The sequence below is a fragment of the Mucilaginibacter rubeus genome (assembly GCF_003286415.2).
Taxonomy (GTDB): domain Bacteria; phylum Bacteroidota; class Bacteroidia; order Sphingobacteriales; family Sphingobacteriaceae; genus Mucilaginibacter; species Mucilaginibacter rubeus_A.
In genome coordinates this window covers 2,852,216-2,868,197 of sequence record NZ_CP043450.1, presented here as the reverse complement: position 1 = coordinate 2,868,197, position 15,982 = coordinate 2,852,216, and the positions used below count along the sequence as shown (strand labels likewise).

General features: G+C 44.4%; 16 protein-coding genes and 1 riboswitch. Of the genes, 4 read left to right on the top strand and 12 right to left on the bottom strand.

From position 1 onward, the window contains the following. Nucleotides 1-7: 7 nt before the first annotated feature. The 3 genes from DEO27_RS11515 to DEO27_RS11505 are packed head-to-tail and all read left to right on the top strand — an operon-like array spanning nucleotide 8 to nucleotide 4,902. The gene (locus tag DEO27_RS11515) at nucleotides 8-1,186 is read left to right on the top strand and encodes an AGE family epimerase/isomerase (protein ID WP_112566168.1); all 1,179 of its coding nucleotides are present in this window, start codon (nucleotides 8-10) and stop codon (nucleotides 1,184-1,186) included. A 1-nt stretch (nucleotide 1,187) separates the two neighbouring features. After that, nucleotides 1,188-2,351, top strand: a complete 1,164-nt coding sequence (locus tag DEO27_RS11510) for a sialidase family protein (RefSeq protein ID WP_112566171.1) — start codon at nucleotides 1,188-1,190, stop codon at nucleotides 2,349-2,351. Continuing rightward, the gene (locus DEO27_RS11505) at nucleotides 2,341-4,902 is read left to right on the top strand and encodes a family 20 glycosylhydrolase (protein WP_112566174.1); all 2,562 of its coding nucleotides are present in this window, start codon (nucleotides 2,341-2,343) and stop codon (nucleotides 4,900-4,902) included. Before DEO27_RS11510 ends, DEO27_RS11505 begins: the two co-directional genes overlap by 11 nt. A 111-nt stretch (nucleotides 4,903-5,013) precedes the next feature. Here DEO27_RS11505 and gap read toward each other — a convergent pair whose 3' ends face one another. The 12 genes from gap to DEO27_RS31970 form a co-directional block, all read right to left on the bottom strand. Further along, nucleotides 5,014-5,991 (bottom strand): type I glyceraldehyde-3-phosphate dehydrogenase, encoded by a 978-nt coding sequence (gene gap / locus DEO27_RS11500; RefSeq protein WP_112566177.1) that lies wholly within the window; start codon nucleotides 5,989-5,991, stop codon nucleotides 5,014-5,016. A 96-nt stretch (nucleotides 5,992-6,087) separates the two neighbouring features. Further along, nucleotides 6,088-7,149 carry a GlxA family transcriptional regulator gene (locus tag DEO27_RS11495; protein WP_112566180.1) on the bottom strand — a complete coding sequence of 354 codons (1,062 nt, stop codon included), beginning with the start codon at nucleotides 7,147-7,149 and terminating at the stop codon, nucleotides 6,088-6,090. Between the two features lie 94 nt (nucleotides 7,150-7,243). After that, a complete protein-coding gene (thiD, locus tag DEO27_RS11490; protein ID WP_112566183.1) occupies nucleotides 7,244-8,074 on the bottom strand; it encodes a bifunctional hydroxymethylpyrimidine kinase/phosphomethylpyrimidine kinase in 831 nt (276 codons plus the stop codon). A 9-nt stretch (nucleotides 8,075-8,083) separates the two neighbouring features. Further along, a complete protein-coding gene (gene moeB, locus DEO27_RS11485; RefSeq protein ID WP_112566186.1) occupies nucleotides 8,084-9,145 on the bottom strand; it encodes a HesA/MoeB/ThiF family protein in 1,062 nt (353 codons plus the stop codon). Nucleotides 9,146-9,149: 4 nt separating this feature from the next. Further along, complete coding sequence (gene thiH, locus DEO27_RS11480) at nucleotides 9,150-10,262, bottom strand: 2-iminoacetate synthase ThiH (protein ID WP_112566189.1); 1,113 nt, start codon at nucleotides 10,260-10,262, stop codon at nucleotides 9,150-9,152. Beyond that, entirely contained in the window at nucleotides 10,255-11,022 is a 768-nt protein-coding gene (locus DEO27_RS11475; protein WP_112566192.1) for a thiazole synthase, read from the bottom strand. Before DEO27_RS11475 ends, thiH begins: the two co-directional genes overlap by 8 nt. A gap of 11 nt (nucleotides 11,023-11,033) precedes the next feature. Further along, on the bottom strand, nucleotides 11,034-11,678 hold the full coding sequence (locus DEO27_RS11470) for a thiamine phosphate synthase (protein ID WP_112566195.1): 645 nt from the start codon (nucleotides 11,676-11,678) through the stop codon (nucleotides 11,034-11,036). Beyond that, nucleotides 11,675-12,253, bottom strand: coding sequence for a thiamine phosphate synthase (locus DEO27_RS11465; protein WP_190295386.1), 579 nt, complete (start codon nucleotides 12,251-12,253; stop codon nucleotides 11,675-11,677). The genes DEO27_RS11470 and DEO27_RS11465 overlap by 4 nt, the downstream gene beginning before the upstream one ends. Nucleotides 12,254-12,282: 29 nt before the next feature. Then, nucleotides 12,283-14,166, bottom strand: a complete 1,884-nt coding sequence (gene thiC, locus DEO27_RS11460; protein ID WP_112566201.1) for a phosphomethylpyrimidine synthase ThiC — start codon at nucleotides 14,164-14,166, stop codon at nucleotides 12,283-12,285. A gap of 16 nt (nucleotides 14,167-14,182) precedes the next feature. Next, nucleotides 14,183-14,386 carry a sulfur carrier protein ThiS gene (thiS, locus tag DEO27_RS11455; protein ID WP_112566204.1) on the bottom strand — a complete coding sequence of 68 codons (204 nt, stop codon included), beginning with the start codon at nucleotides 14,384-14,386 and terminating at the stop codon, nucleotides 14,183-14,185. Between the two features lie 64 nt (nucleotides 14,387-14,450). Beyond that, nucleotides 14,451-14,542, bottom strand: a riboswitch (TPP riboswitch). Between the two features lie 266 nt (nucleotides 14,543-14,808). Then, nucleotides 14,809-15,021 carry a hypothetical protein gene (locus tag DEO27_RS11450; protein WP_112566207.1) on the bottom strand — a complete coding sequence of 71 codons (213 nt, stop codon included), beginning with the start codon at nucleotides 15,019-15,021 and terminating at the stop codon, nucleotides 14,809-14,811. 9 nt (nucleotides 15,022-15,030) lie between these two features. Further along, entirely contained in the window at nucleotides 15,031-15,198 is a 168-nt protein-coding gene (locus DEO27_RS31970; protein ID WP_112566210.1) for an FGGY-family carbohydrate kinase, read from the bottom strand. A 361-nt stretch (nucleotides 15,199-15,559) separates the two neighbouring features. Between DEO27_RS31970 and DEO27_RS11440 the strand changes: the two genes are divergently transcribed. Then, nucleotides 15,560-15,928 (top strand): hypothetical protein, encoded by a 369-nt coding sequence (locus tag DEO27_RS11440; RefSeq protein ID WP_112566213.1) that lies wholly within the window; start codon nucleotides 15,560-15,562, stop codon nucleotides 15,926-15,928. The last annotated feature ends 54 nt before the right edge of the window (nucleotides 15,929-15,982 follow it).

Sequence of the window (15,982 nt, the reverse complement as noted above, 5' to 3'; positions counted from 1 at the left end):
TACTGAAATGAATTATTCTGAAACCGATTTACATACTTTAAAAACATTTTACGAACGTCAATTATTGCAGGATACAGTACCGTTCTGGTTCCCCCGCTCTGTTGATGAACAATACGGTGGCTACCTGCTCATGCGCGATCAGGATGGAAGCCTGATTGATGATGACAAAGCCGTCTGGATCCAGGGCAGGGCGGCCTGGTTGCTGGCTACTTTATACAACACCGTAGCGCCCAAACAGGAATGGATTGACGCTTCCCGCTCGGGCATTAACTTTCTTTTTGATCATTGTTTCGATACCGACGGACAAATGTTTTTTCACGTAACCCGTGATGGCAAACCCATCCGGAAACGTCGTTACTTTTTTTCTGAAACATTCGCGGTTATAGCCATGGCGGCTTATGCCAAAGCCTCGGGCGATGAGGGTATCGCTCAAAAAGCAAGGGAATTGTTTGGCAAATGCATTGAGTATGCAACCGTGCCCGGTTTGCTTCCGGCAAAGTTTACTTCAACCCGTCCTTCAAAAGGTATTGGTGTACCCATGATCATGATCAACACTGCCCAGCAATTGCGCGAAACCATTGGCGATGAACGCTGTGACGGCTATATCGAAAAATGGATCAAAGAAATTGAGACCGATTTTGTAAAACACGATATTAAATGCGTTATGGAGCAGGTTGCACCCGATGGCAGTATTATTGACCATATTGATGGGCGCACCTTAAACCCCGGTCATGCAATAGAGGGGGCCTGGTTTATCCTGCACGAAGCCAAATACCGTAATAATGACGCGCACCTGATTGAGCTTGGTTGCACCATGCTTGATTATATGTGGGAACGCGGTTGGGACAAAGAGCATGGCGGCATTTTATATTACCGCGATGTTTATGATAGACCTGTGCAGGAATACTGGCAGGATATGAAATTCTGGTGGCCGCATAACGAGGTGATCATAGCCACGCTGTTGGCTTATACCCTCACTGGTAACGAAAAATATGCCCGCTGGCACAAAATGGTGCATGATTATGCTTATGATAAATTTCATGACCCGGTAAACGGCGAGTGGTTTGGTTATCTGCACAGGGATGGTAGTCTGGCACAAACGGCCAAAGGTAATTTGTTTAAAGGGCCTTTCCATTTACCCCGCCAGGAATGGTATTGTATGCATTTATTAAAACAACTGAAATAAGATGAAAAAATCAATCATATCCATATTGATCAGCCTGTTTGTTACATCTGTTTACGCGCAGCAGCAGGAAGTAACGGTTTTTAAATCGGGGGCCGACGGCTATAAGTCGTTTAGGATTCCGGCTGTTGTTAAAGCTCCAAGCGGGGAGTTGCTTGCCTTTGCAGAAGGCAGGGTGAATGGCAGCGGTGATTTTGGCAATATCCAGATCGTAGCGAAACGAAGCGCCGATGGTGGCAAAACATGGGGAGCCTTACAGGTAGTAGCCTCAAATGATACGCTGCAAACAGGTAATGCCGCCCCGGTGGTTGACTACACCGATCCTGCCTATCCCAAAGGACGTTTGTTCCTGTTTTATAATACAGGTAATGCACCCGAAAACATGGTGCGTAAAGGAAAAGGTCTGCGTGAGGTGTGGTATAAAACATCAACCGATAATGGCTTAAGCTGGTCAGCCCCGGTGAATATTACCTTGCAGGTGCACAAACCCAAACAGCCGCAGGTTAACAGCGCTTATAACTTTAACGAAGACTGGCGCAGCTATGCAAATACCCCAGGCCATGCCATACAGCTAACGGCCGGAAAATATAAGGGCAGGATCTACATAGCATCTAATCATTCGGCAGGTGAACCGCAAAAACATTACGCAGATGGCCGGGCTTTTGGTTACTATACAGATGATCATGGCAAAACATTTAAGCTGAGCGATGAAGTGAATTTACCGGGAGCCAACGAAAATATGGCTGCCGAACTTAGCGGTAACAAACTGATGATGAATATCCGCAACCAGTTGGGCGATGTAAAACAACGGATTGTTGCAGTAAGCAGCAACGGCGGCCAAACCTGGGATGCCACTTATTTTGACGCTCACCTGCCCGATCCTGTTTGCCAGGGGAGCATCTTAAACTTAGGCAAAAGTAAAGGCAAAGCTATTATAGCAGTTTGTAATGATGCCGATACCCTGCACCGGGATAACCTTACCCTTCGCATTAGTTTTGATGAAGGCAAAACCTGCAAGCAGAACTATGTTATAGCAAAATCGCCGGAAGGTTACAAGGGAGATTACAGCGCCTACTCCGATCTGGTAGCGATTGATCAAAAGCATATAGGTATCCTGTACGAAAAAGATGATTATAAACAGATAGTTTTTACCCGACATGACTGGTAAACGGACTTTTACCACTTTGTGCTGTTTGCTTGTTTTTAGGTTGATAACGGCTGCGCAGGTGCAATTGCCTGTATATCCTGATTCACTGTTTTCTACCTATTATCAACAGCGGGCAACACATTTTAAAACGTTGCCCAAAACTGCGGGTGATATCATTTTTTTAGGGAATAGCATTACCGACGGAGCGGAGTGGAGCGAGTTATTTGGCGACTGCCGTATTAAAAACCGCGGGATCAGCGGGGACATCAGTGCCGGGGTGATTGCGAGATTGCCGGAAGTTGCAGATCGCAAGCCGGAAAAAATTTTTCTGCTTATAGGCGTAAATGATCTGTCGCGGAATACCTCGCCGGATAGCGTTGTTAAAAACATCATGCTGATCAGTAATTATCTGCATGAAAAAACACCTGCTACAAAAGTGTATGTGCAAAGCATTTTACCGGTTAATAAAATTTATAACAAGTTTGGAACACATACCGGCAAGTCGACCCAGATCAATGAAGTAAATCAAGCACTTCAAACTGCAGCAGACAAGAGTCATTACACCTTTATCAATATTCATGACGCTTTTTGCGGGGTAGACGGACTGCTTAACCCCGAGCTCACTAATGACGGACTTCATTTAAAAGGTGAAGGATACCTACTTTGGAAGCACCTGCTTTATCCCTATGTATTTGACCTGGGTATGAAACCGTCTTTAATGCCCTTGCCGCAATCTTTAAAGTGGCAGTCCGGTTTGTTTCCATTTTACAGTTGCAGTTCTGTTATTGCCGGTAAAGGTTTGGTAAATGAGGCAAATGTCGTAGAGGAACTGTTAAAGGTAAATGGCGCATATTCAATCGACCATGATTCCTCTGCTCATAAACCTTACATCGAATTAAAGCTCACTAAAATTAAGGTGCCCCAACACGCGGAGGAAGCTTATCGCTTACAGGTTTCCGAAAACCATGTAACGATAACGGCCAACACAGCTCACGGTATTTTTAACGGCATCCAAACGTTACGTCAGTTACTAAGAGATAATGTAATGCTGGATGCCTGTGATATAACCGACTGGCCTGCATTTTCATGGCGGGGTTATATGGTTGATGTTGGTCGTAATTATCAATCGGTTGAGCAATTGAAGCAACAGATTGATATAATGGCTTTGTACAAACTGAATGTGTTTCACTTTCACGTAACGGAAGACATAGCCTGGCGCCTGGCCATAAAACAATATCCGGAGTTGACTAAGCCAGAAAATATGCTCAGGGATAAGGGGCAATTTTATAGTGTTGATGATATAAAAGAATTACAACGCTTTTGCCGGGAGCGGCATATAGAATTTGTGCCTGAAATTGACATGCCCGGACACAGCGGAGCATTTAAGCTGGCTTTTCATGTCGACATGCAAAGCGATAGCGCCATGCGGATATTGAAAGATATCATCCGGGAAGTATGTGAAACCTATAGGCCTGCTTACCTGCATATCGGCGGTGATGAGGTAAAGATTAGCAATGCAGCCTTTTTACCGGAGATCTGCCGCACGGTTGAACAATATGGTGTTAAAGCCATAGGATGGAGCCCGGGCGGTAATGTATCTGCAAACACCATCCGGCAATTGTGGATGAAGGAAGGTACGGTAAACAAAAAAATAAAATATATCGACTCGCGGCATATGTACCTCAACCACATGGATCCGCTGGAAAGTGTGACAACGCTTTTTTACCGCATGATTGGCGATGTGCCTACAGGCAATGATAGTGTTTTAGGTGGCGAAATTTGTTTATGGAACGATAGGGCCGTAAACCGGCAGGAAGACCTGCTAACCATGAACCCGGTATATCCGGCTATACTAACCTTTGCCGAAAGATCATGGCAGGGCGGAGGGCGACCAGGCTGGACGGCGGCTATTCCGTCGGGAGATACATCAGCTTTTGATAATTTTAAAGCATTTGAAAACCGGCTGCTTGATCAAAAGCAGCAACACTTTAAAACACTACCTTTTCCGTATCGGAAACAGCAAAATTTAGTGTGGAAATTTTATGGCCCTTATAGCAATGGCGGTAACCAGGAGGCAAGGTTTAAACCAGAATTGGATTCCCTGGTGAAGGATAGTGTTTCATTTACCGCGGTGGGCGGCACATTAATATTAAGGCATTGGTGGTACCCCTTGGTGAATGGCTTGATTACTAATCCTAAGGAAAATACCACATGGTATGCCTTTACAAAAATCTGGAGCGATACCGATGGTTATAAAAATTGCTGGATAGGCTTTAATAATCTTTCACGCTCATATGCCACAGATACTGCTGATCCTGGTACATGGGATGGCAGGGGAAGTGCCGTATGGGTAAATGGAAACCTTGTAAAAGCACCTGATTTGAAATTTGCAGGCAGGAAAGGAAATCTCGAATCACCATTGATAGATGAAGACTATGAATACCGGGATCCGGTAAAGATCAATTTAAAAAAGGGATGGAATACCGTGCTGATAAAACTGCCGGTTGGAGGTTTCACCGCGAAGGATAGCAATAACCCGGTGAAATGGATGTTTACATTTTTACCATTTTAAGGCGCTTTTTTTGTGATATATTTAGAAAGTCCGTAACTATTCGTGTTACGGGCTTTCTATTGAATTAAGAATGGTTTGCATAGGTGGATGGTTTGATCAACCAGCCAGCAGTTACAACTCGGAGATCAATTCAGATATCCGATTGGATATCCCAACCTCGTTATCATACCAGGCAACAACCTTGATTAATTTTCCGATGGCTTTGGTCATTGTGCCGTCGACAATAGAAGAGTGGGGATTGCCTAAGATATCAGAAGATACAAACGGCTCTTCGGTATATTGCATAATACCTTTAAGCGAACTTTCCGCATAGCGCTTTAATACCGCGTTGATCTCTGCTGCTGTAACATCCGTTTGCAGGTTAATGGAAAGATCGACAATAGAACCATCAATTACCGGAACCCTGTATGAATAGCCATCCAGTTTCCCTTTAAGATTTGGTAATACATCTCCAATTGCTTTTGCTGCACCCGTTGTTGTTGGAATAATGTTGTAGGCAGCTGCACGGGCACGACGCAGATCTCTATGAGGTGCATCCTGCAGGTTTTGATCGGCGGTGAAGGCATGTACAGTAACCATATAGCCCGATTCAATACCATATTCTTTGTCCAGCACATGCAATACAGGCGCTATACTGCCGGTAGTACAAGAGGCGGTTGAATAAATCTGATCGTTCCCGATTAAATCGTTATTTACTCCATGTACAATGGTTTTAACACCTCCGGTTGCAGGCGCGGTGATTAAAACCTTTTTTGCACCGGCTTTAAGATGAGATTCTGCTGATTTCTTATCCGTAAATCTTCCGGTCGATTCAATGACTGCATCGATCTCTAATTCATTCCAGGGCAATTTTTCCGGATCTTTTTCACTCAACAGCTTGATACGCTTTGCGCCAACAATAATGTAATCTCCATCCGCACTTACCTCTCCCGGAAAACGGCTATGAGCGGTATCGTATTTCAATAAGTGTACGAGTGTTCCGATATCTGTAAGATCGTTGATGGCAACAACTTCTATATTTGTTTTATCCTGTAAAGCACGCAGGGTCATTCTGCCGATCCTGCCAAATCCATTAATGGCGATTTTCATATTGTTAAAATTTACGTTGTTAAAAAGTAAAGGCATGAGTTATCCGTTGCGCTGATTTCATGGAAATAGCGTGTTCGGTATTATTGCTTTGAATAGTTATATGATATCAGCTAATCTTGCTTCAGATGCGATCAGGCTTTCAATACCCGAGTCCCGAAGTGATGTTCGGAAAGCCCTGCGATAATCAGATGGGGTTGTATTTAAGTGCCTCAAGAAAATCCGGCGCATGGACACCAAACCACCCAGACCGCATAACTCCGCAATCCTTTCAAGAGGCGTATCAGAATCTTCTAAATATTTCCGCGCAGCCTCAACCCGTAATTTTTCAACAAATTTAGCAGGGGGCATTCCTGTTTCGCGGTGAAATACCCGAGTGAAATTACGGGTACTCATATTCATCTGTTCAGCAATCTGGTTGACTTCCATTTTTTCATTCAAATGGCCGGCTATCCAATTCTGTGTCCTTTGACCAATGTGCTCTCGCTCATAAATAGGCAACAGGCTACCAAATTGCGACTGAAAACCTGGCCGACTTAAGTAAAAAACCAATTTACGTGCCACGCTGATCGCTATATCCTTATTGTAATCCTGTTCTACCAGGGCCAACGATAGGTCGATGCCAGACGAAACACCGGCAGAGGTATAAACATGGCCATCTCTGGTAAAAAATGGATTGACATTAACTTCAATATCCGGGTAGGCTTTACTAAGCCTTTCGCTTGCCTGCCAATGCGTGGTAGCTTTTCGCCCGTTTAATATCCCGGCTTTTGCTAAAACAAATGCGCCGCCGCAAATTGAAGCTATACGGCGCGTGTTATATTCGTTTCGGGTAGCCAACCAATCATAAAACTCGTTTAAGCCTGGTTGACTGGCTTCTCTGGAATCATTGCCGGCTATGATCAGCGTATCGATGGAACCTTGAATATCGGCTACACTTAGTTCGCAATTTATGCTCATTCTGGCAGCTGTATCCAATTTTTTATTTGAAGTGGGGGCTACAACTTTGACGTCATATCCATCCAAAATATCGCAATTTTCGAGGCATCTGTCGGCGTTAATAAATACGTCGGCAGGGCCACAAAAATTAAGCAACATGTTACCGGTCATCGCTACGATAACGATCAACTTTTTGTCTGGTTGTCCATTAGCTTCTTCCATGTTCAAATTTAGAGAAATTGGAAATTGTCTGAAAGGACATAAATTATACAATTTAGGCCATGATGCGCCTGCTTGTAAGTACCGATATATGTCTTCAAAAATTGAGTTTCGCCAGCTTACGAGGCTTAAAGAAGTGATTCAGTGGCCCACAGCCCTCGCCGGTTTTTATATTCTGGCCTTCTTTGATAGCTATATTAACGTATACCCCGGCCGAAGCAATAGCTTCTGTTATTGATTGCCCCCGCGCTATATAAGCCGCGATGGCCGAAGCCAGCGTGCAACCTGTTCCATGTGTATTTAAGGAGTTTATAAAAGGGTATGCAAAAGTTTCTCTTTTACCTTGCTGATCAGCATATACATTGTAAAGTTCAGCCCCGTCTAAGTGGCCACCTTTTACAAGGATAGCCCGGCTTCCTAAGTTTAATAATGCTTTTGCTGCATCTATCATATCATCAACATTGCCAACATGTTTACCGGTTAGCTGGGCCGTTTCATTCAGATTTGGCGTGAGTAGGGTGACCACCGGGAAAAGTAGTTCCTTCATGGCAAGCAACGCTTCGTTATCTGCCAGTTGTTTTCCGCTACTTGAACTTATAACAGGGTCGAGGATGATGGGTACTGGTTCGTAACTTTTTAAAGTATTGGCTACCGCCAGCACAGTTTCTGTATTTGGCAGCATGCCGATCTTCACTGCTGAAGGCCGGATATCACTCATTACCGCGCTGATCTGATTTTGCACCATTGCAGGTGGGACAACATGAATATCAGTTACCCCCAACGTATTTTGCGCGGTAATAGCAGTAATAGCAGAGGTGCCATAGCATCCCAGTGCGGCAAATGTCTTCAGATCGGCCTGAATGCCTGCGCCGCCGCCGCTGTCTGAGCCGGCAATGGTCAATACCGAACAATATTGATAATACTGCATAATCGTGTTCTAAAAATTAAATGCACTAATTCCACCTTTCAGACTGAAAGCCTCTCTTCCCAAAGAGGATCGGGTTTGCTGGGCGGCAATTTTGCTGCGTTGCCCGGTCTGGCAGATGAACACCAGTTTTTTACCGGTTGGAAGAGCATTAGCTTGTTCTTTCAACTCATAAAGCGGAATATTTACTCCGCCTATATTTTCATCGTCAAATTCATAATCTTCACGCACATCTACGAGGTAAATTTCGTCGGGTGTTTCGGTCAACCATTGTTTAACGGTGTTGGCATCGACCTGTTTTATATCTTTATTTCTTTCAATCGGCAGGGTTGCGTTGACCGGAAGTTGTAGTGCTGCAGTAGCTATTTTGAAAATACAGATGCTATTATCAAGCGCATTCAGGGTTAGTAATTTACCAGATAACAGCTCACCGATGCTGCATATCAACTTAATAGCTTCGTTGGCCATATAAGTACCTATTATACCGGGTAGCACACCAATAACGCCAATTTCGGCACAGTTGGGTACTTCATTTTCCGGTGGCGCTTCGGGAAATATGTCACGATAGTTGGGGCCGCCCAGATGATTAAATACCGATACCTGTCCTTCAAATTTAAATATCGAGCCAAATACCAACGGTTTGCCGAGCACTGCGCAGGTATCGTTTACCAGGTAGCGAGTAGTAAAGTTATCAGAGCCATCTATTACTACATCAAAATTGCTTATCAATTGCTGCGCATTGGCAGCGGTAACCCTTTCGGTATAAGTTATCAGCTCTATAAAAGGGTTAAGCTGGTTTAGTTTTTGCTTGGCTATCAAAGCCTTTTGCTGGCCAATATCAGCAGCGGAATATAATATTTGCCTGTGCAGGTTGCTGATGTCAACCACGTCATCGTCCACAATACCAATGGTGCCTGCACCTGCCGCTGCCAGGTACTGCAAAACCGGGCAACCTAAGCCGCCGGCACCTATCATCAACACACGTGCAGCTTTTAATTTTTCCTGCCCATGCAAACCCAGTTCCGGCAATATCATTTGTCGGTTATATCGTTTCAGTTCTTCGCGCTCCAACATATCCTTAGGTTAAACAGCTATCCCAATCTTTCCAAACCGCTTCATAGCCCTGTTGGGCAATTATCTTCGCAATTTCGGCGGGACTGCGTTCGTCTGAGATTTCGAATTGTTCCAATGATTCGGGTTCTACCGCGTACCCACCCGGATTGGTTTTCGAACCGGCACTTATAGAAGTAATGCCCAGCCTGATGATATTATTGCGAAAGTTGGCGGATTCGCGCGTGGATATCGAAAGTTCAACCTCTTCGTTAAACAAACGGTAAGCACAAATCAGCTGCACCAGTTCCCGGTCATTCATTTCTACCTTTGGTTCAAGACCGCCGCTAAAGGGCCTCAATCGTGGAAACGAAAGACTATATTTAGTTTGCCAGTATTTTTTTTCAAGATAGTTAAGGTGCATCGCCGTAAAAAAACAATCGGTACGCCAGTCTTCCAGGCCTATTAACACGCCCAGCCCCATTTTATGAATTCCGGCCTGACCCAACCTGTCGGGCGTTTCAACGCGGTATTTAAAATTTGATTTTTTGCCTTTGGGATGATGCTTTTTATAATCTTCCTTATGATATGTTTCCTGGTATACCAACACGGTGTTAAGGCCGTAGGGTGTAAGTTGCTGGTAATCTTCAAGGTCCATAGGCTGCACCTCCATCGAAATATGCGCAAAATGCGGCCTGATCAATTCGAGCACTTTTTTAAAGTAATCTACATGCACATTAACATTGTCCTCGCCGGTTACCAATAAAACGTGCTCGTAGCCCATCTCCTTGATAACGGCTACTTCCTGCATAATTTCCATCGGCGAAAGCGTTTTGCGTTTCACCTTATTATCGTAGCTAAAGCCGCAATAGGTGCAAATGTTGCTACATTCGTTGGATAAATAAAGCGGTACATACATCTGCAGCACCTTGCCGAACCGTTTTAAGGTTAAGCGCTGGCTAATCTGTGCCATTTGCTCCAGGTAGGGGGCTGCCGCAGGCGATACCAGCGCCTTAAAATCCTCTAATGTTCTTTTATCGGCGGCCAGGGCGCGTTCAACATCAGCGCTGGTTTTAGCGTAGATGCTGGCCTTGGTATCGTCCCAGTTACAGGTTTCAAAAATGTCGTTAAAACTACTCATCTAAAAATGAAGTTAGTGGACTACTTGCCATTGCATGCGATACCGGTTGCGCCAGTTTGGCTTCAAATGCCATACGACCGGCTTCAACGGCCAGTTTAAACGCTTCGGCCATTTGCACAGGATTACTTGATACCGCGATGGCTGTATTTACCAGTACAGCGTCTGCACCTATCTCAAGCGCTTTCGCAGCATCCGACGGAGCACCTATGCCCGCATCAACAATAACGGGCACACTGCTTTGACTAATGATGATCTCTAAAAAATCGATGGTTTTAAGTCCCTTATTACTGCCAATGGGCGAACCTAAAGGCATCACAGCCGCGGTACCCGCATCCTCAAGTCTTTTACATAACACGGGATCGGCATGGATGTAGGGTAGCACCACAAAACCCATTTTCGCCAGTTCTTCGGTAGCCTTTAGGGTTTCAATCGGGTCGGGCATCAGGTATTTGGGATCGGGATGGATCTCCAGTTTTATCCAGTTGGTTTCAAGTGCTTCGCGGGCGAGCTGGGCTGCAAACACAGCTTCTTTTGCATTACGTACGCCTGATGTATTAGGCAGCAGGTTGATATGCGGGTATTTTAAGCGGAGCAGCAAATCGTCGTTGTCATTGTGCTTTACATCAACACGCTTCAGGGCAACGGTTACCAGTTCAGAGCCTGAGGCCAGCAAAGCCTCCTCCATCATGGAGGGCGAATTAAATTTGCCGGTACCTGTAAATAAGCGCGACTGAAAAGTTTTATCAGCGATGGTTAACATAGGTGTTACTCTTAAGCTTCGTTTAACGAAGGTTGATTTAAATGATGATATAATTCCGAAACCATTTGCCTGGCATCTGTGGCCTGGGTGATGGCGCCGGATAACGCTACCCCGTGTATTCCGGTTGGCATGATCAGCGGGATATCGGCCGGCACAATGCCACCAATAGCGATTACCGGGATACTCATTTTTGCAAGACGCATTTGAGCTATGATATCCCAATAGCCCCGCAAGCCCAAAATAGGGCTCAGCTTTTGTTTGGTAGTTGTAAAACGGTAGGGGCCAAGGCCGATATAATCGGCACCATCAGCTACGCGCTGTTGTATATGTGCAAACGTATTAGCTGTGCCGCCGATAATCATATCCGGACCGACAATCTGGCGAGCCTGTGGTATGGACATATCCTGCAAACCAAGGTGCAGGCCGTGCGCGTCCGCCTTTAATGCAATTTCGGGGTGGTCGTTCACTATTAATTTGGCGCCATACTCATCGCAAAGCTTAACGGCCTCGATAGCGTATTGCAGAATGATATCTTCGGGCTGATCTTTAACCCTCAATTGTATCCATTTACAACCCGCATCCAAAGCCGCTTTGATAGCGTCGAGGTGCGTGCCGTTTTTTGGCTGTTGAGAGATATAGTGTAGTTTATCGATCATGAATTTAATTCTTCAGTTACTTGTTTAATTTTTATAAAATTTGAAACAGCTTGTTCCGGATCTTGCCAGATAGCGCCCAATACAGCTGCTCCGTCGAAATTCATTTCTTTTATCTGTTCGAGATTGGACTCATTTACGCCACCAAGGGCGAAAACTTTTGGCGAGGGGATACTTTTATCCAGACAAAAATCTGCAGGCAAAATGCTTCGATAACCAGGCTTGGATATACTGCTAAATACAGGGCTTAAAAAAGCATATTCAAAGCGTAGTAATCCGGGAATCGCGCCAATATCATGTATCGAGGTGCTCAACCGGTAGCCGTCGTTAACCAGCGAGCTTAATTTCGATTGATCGCTTTTGATGCGGTCATTTTCGGTATAATGCAGATACTCCATTCCAAAAATTTTGACCAGCTGATGGTGCTGATGACAAACAATAGCATGATGGTATGCCCGATCAATTTGTGTAATAAGATCGATGCATCGGCCAATATCCCAACCTGGTTTGCGCAGATGTAAACGTTGTAATCCGGCCCCAAACAGGCGGTTAATGATTGGTGCTTCATTCGCAACCACATCAGGGGCCGATATCACGATCAGTTCCATTACAGGTATATTTCGCTGCCCTTTTCGGCAAACTCTTTGGATTTTTGTTCCATACCCTTTGCTAATGCATCAACTTCTTCAACACCGTTCTCTTTGGCAAAATCGCGCACATCCTGTGTTATTTTCATCGAGCAGAAGTTTGGTCCGCACATCGAGCAAAAGTGCGCGATCTTGGCGCCCTCGGCAGGCAAGGTTTCATCATGAAACTCTTTAGCCGTATCCGGATCTAATGAAAGGTTAAACTGATCCTCCCACCTGAACTCGAACCTTGCTTTGCTTAAGGCATTATCGCGATACTGTGCACCGGGATGACCTTTAGCTAAATCGGCCGCATGGGCTGCTATCTTGTAGGTGATAACACCATCCTTAACATCCTTTTTATTGGGCAAACCCAAATGCTCTTTAGGAGTAACATAGCACAACATAGCGGTGCCAAACCAGCCGATCATGGCAGCTCCGATAGCCGACGTAATATGGTCGTAACCCGGAGCGATATCTGTTGTTAATGGCCCCAAAGTGTAAAATGGCGCTTCCGAACAATGTTTCAGTTGCTTCTCCATGTTCTCTTTAATAAGATGCATAGGCACGTGGCCAGGGCCTTCAATAATGGTTTGCACATCGTGCTTCCAGGCTATTTTGGTCAGCTCGCCCAGGGTTTCCAGCTCGCCAAACTGCGCGGCATCGTTGGCATCAGCAATACAGCCGGGACGCAAACCATCACCTAAGGAGAAAGCAACATCATAAGCTTTCATGATCTCACATATGTCTTCAAAATGCGTGTAAAGGAAGTTTTCTTTATGATGTGCCAGGCACCATTTAGCCATGATCGAGCCTCCGCGCGATACAATACCGGTAATACGTTTTGCGGTTAAAGGCACATAACGCAGTAAAACGCCCGCATGAATGGTGAAGTAGTCAACACCCTGCTCGGCTTGTTCTATCAAAGTGTCCCGGAACAGTTCCCAGGTCAGGTCTTCGGCTTTGCCATTCACTTTTTCAAGTGCCTGGTAAATAGGCACGGTGCCTATAGGCACAGGTGTATTGCGGATGATCCACTCGCGGGTTTCGTGGATGTTTTTGCCGGTCGAGAGGTCCATAATGGTATCTGCACCCCAGCGGCATGCCCAAACAGCTTTTTCCACTTCTTCTTCAATACTTGAGGTAACCGCCGAGTTGCCAATGTTGGCATTGATCTTAACCAAAAAATTACGCCCGATGATCATCGGCTCGCTTTCCGGATGGTTAATATTTGATGGAATAACTGCACGGCCAGCGGCAACCTCTTGCCTTACAAACTCGGGAGTAATATAGCCTTTGGGCGTATTTGCGCCAAAGCTATAGCCTTGGTGTTGCTGGCTCATTACATCATATTGTCCGTTCAGTTGTTCTTTTAACAGGTCGATACGCTGGTTTTCACGTATGGCGATATATTCCATTTCGGGAGTGATAATGCCCTTTTTTGCGTAATGTAATTGCGATACATTCATACCCGCTTTGGCACGCAATGGTTTGCCGTGGTAAGCAAAACGCAAATGGTCCAACCCCGCATCGTTTAAACGCTCGCGGCCATATGCCGACGATATACCGTCCAACTGGTCAACATCGCCACGAGAAGTGATCCATTCTTCGCGCAGTCGGGGCAACCCTTTTTTGACGTCGATTTGTTGGTTAGGGTCGGTATAAGGACCGCTGGTATCATAAACTGTTACCGGGGCATTGGGCTCGCTTTCGCCAAAACGACCATGTAATTTGGTGTCGCTCAGACTTATTTCCCGCATGGCTACTTTGATATCATGCAATTGTCCTTTAACGTATATCTTTCGCGATGCCGGAAAAGGTGTTTGGGTGATTGCTTGTGCTGTAGGTGTTCTTTCTGTTTTCATAAAGGCTATTTGTTGTTTATCCTCCCTGGGTGGCTTTAATAATGATGATCTTATCTCCCGCGCTGAGCATACAGTTTTCCCATTGAGTTTTGGGAACAATAGCTTCGTTGATAGCAATGGCAAGCCCCTGATGCGGGTGCTGCAAAACATCAGCGAGCAAAGCCTGCACGTTGCAGTTATCAGGCACAATAAGATGTTGTTGATTAACGGTTACTTCCATTACGTTGCATAAAAATTTCAACAATAGGAATGTACCCGTACAAGGAAAGAAAAACAACACGAATAGCATTGTCGTCACTTTTCCCTTCGCCAGCATTACCCGGATCAGGTTCAAAGGGTATTATCTCAGTCCGTCAGGACACCCCTAAAGTTGGCATAAAGGTAAAGCAATTAAATATTAACATGCAAATCATTTATTAACTGGTATGAAAATAAGTGCCTGGGAAAAGCAGAAAAAGACATCAAATAATAGAAAGATACTTATTAATTAAGCGCTTGTATCTTAATGAAAATCAATGGATAATCTTGATTGACATAAAGAATATATTTACATGTCCCGGCGTCAGTAATTTTAACCGATAGCAGGGAAATCATATTTTGGGGGGGAATAAGAATGACGATTTTTTTCCGCGAATGGTCGAATTAACAGGCGGAAATCAGCGATGCAAAATCGGGGTTAACGTTGGCCGGGGTTATGTTAATCAACGGAGCCAAATCTTTTGAAACATCCCTGGTCTGGGTTTTGCGGTAAGCATGGCGGTAAAGCTCGCTCCAGTACTCGTTAAAGTCTGTTTCAAACACCCGAATCTTTTCCGACCAAACAACAACAAGCTTATCGTGAGTACTACCCCGCATTAAAATTAATTAGTTTTTTAAGATACAAAACCTTGAAATGCCAGCTTTTAAACCGGAAAGCAGGGCTACACCAAGGGCAGAGATGTCAGGCATATTACTACACATCAAGTCACAGTTCAAAAGGTCTGCGAGGAAGGCAAGCACAAATTTATTGGATGTGATTCCCCCATGTATCATTAAATCTTTTAATTCTATGCCCTAATCGGTTTGCATTGCTGTAATGACATCTTTCGAGCGCGGCGTGTGCCTCGTGGTTCTTATTGCAACTTTCCCGGCTAAAAATTACTTTGTTTACTCTGTGGCAGTAGTCTGCATATGTTAGTTCTGCATTAGCTGATGTGTAAGTTGTTTAAAATGATAAATCATTCCGGTCAAAAATGTAGCTGTAATTGCCTTCTAATTGTTTTCTAATTTTCTTTTAATCGTGTATTAATTTGATTGTAGTTTGGTTGTTAAAAAATGGTTTTTTTATGTTTTTTGAGGTTTTTTTGATGGTTTTTTAGTGTGCTTAGTGTTATGAGTTGTTATATTTGCAACAGTGGATTTAGTATTGTTTTTTAGGCAATCATTTGTAAAAGGAATTTTGGGGATTTTGCTCATAGCAATGTTCGCCATAAAATCGTGCGATGTTTTTGTTCATTGTTACACTTCTCATAACAAATCACTATCTGCAGATAATCCTGCCGAAAACGAAAAAAGTGCTGGGGATGAAAACCACGATTTTGCCGAGAAAAGCTTTGAAAAAAATGGGAAAAAACTTTATTCCTGTTTTGATAATGCCATTTCCTTTAAAGCTGTTATTTGGGTGATCTCTCTGTCGGGACCCGTGCATTTTTACAGTTTTAAATTATTTACGGAACACTTTAGAGAGATTCTTACCCCGCCTCCCGATCTCTTTTTGGCCTAACTCCATTTATTATGCGCTTACAAGGCACCCGTTTATCAGGGTTGATCTGCTATG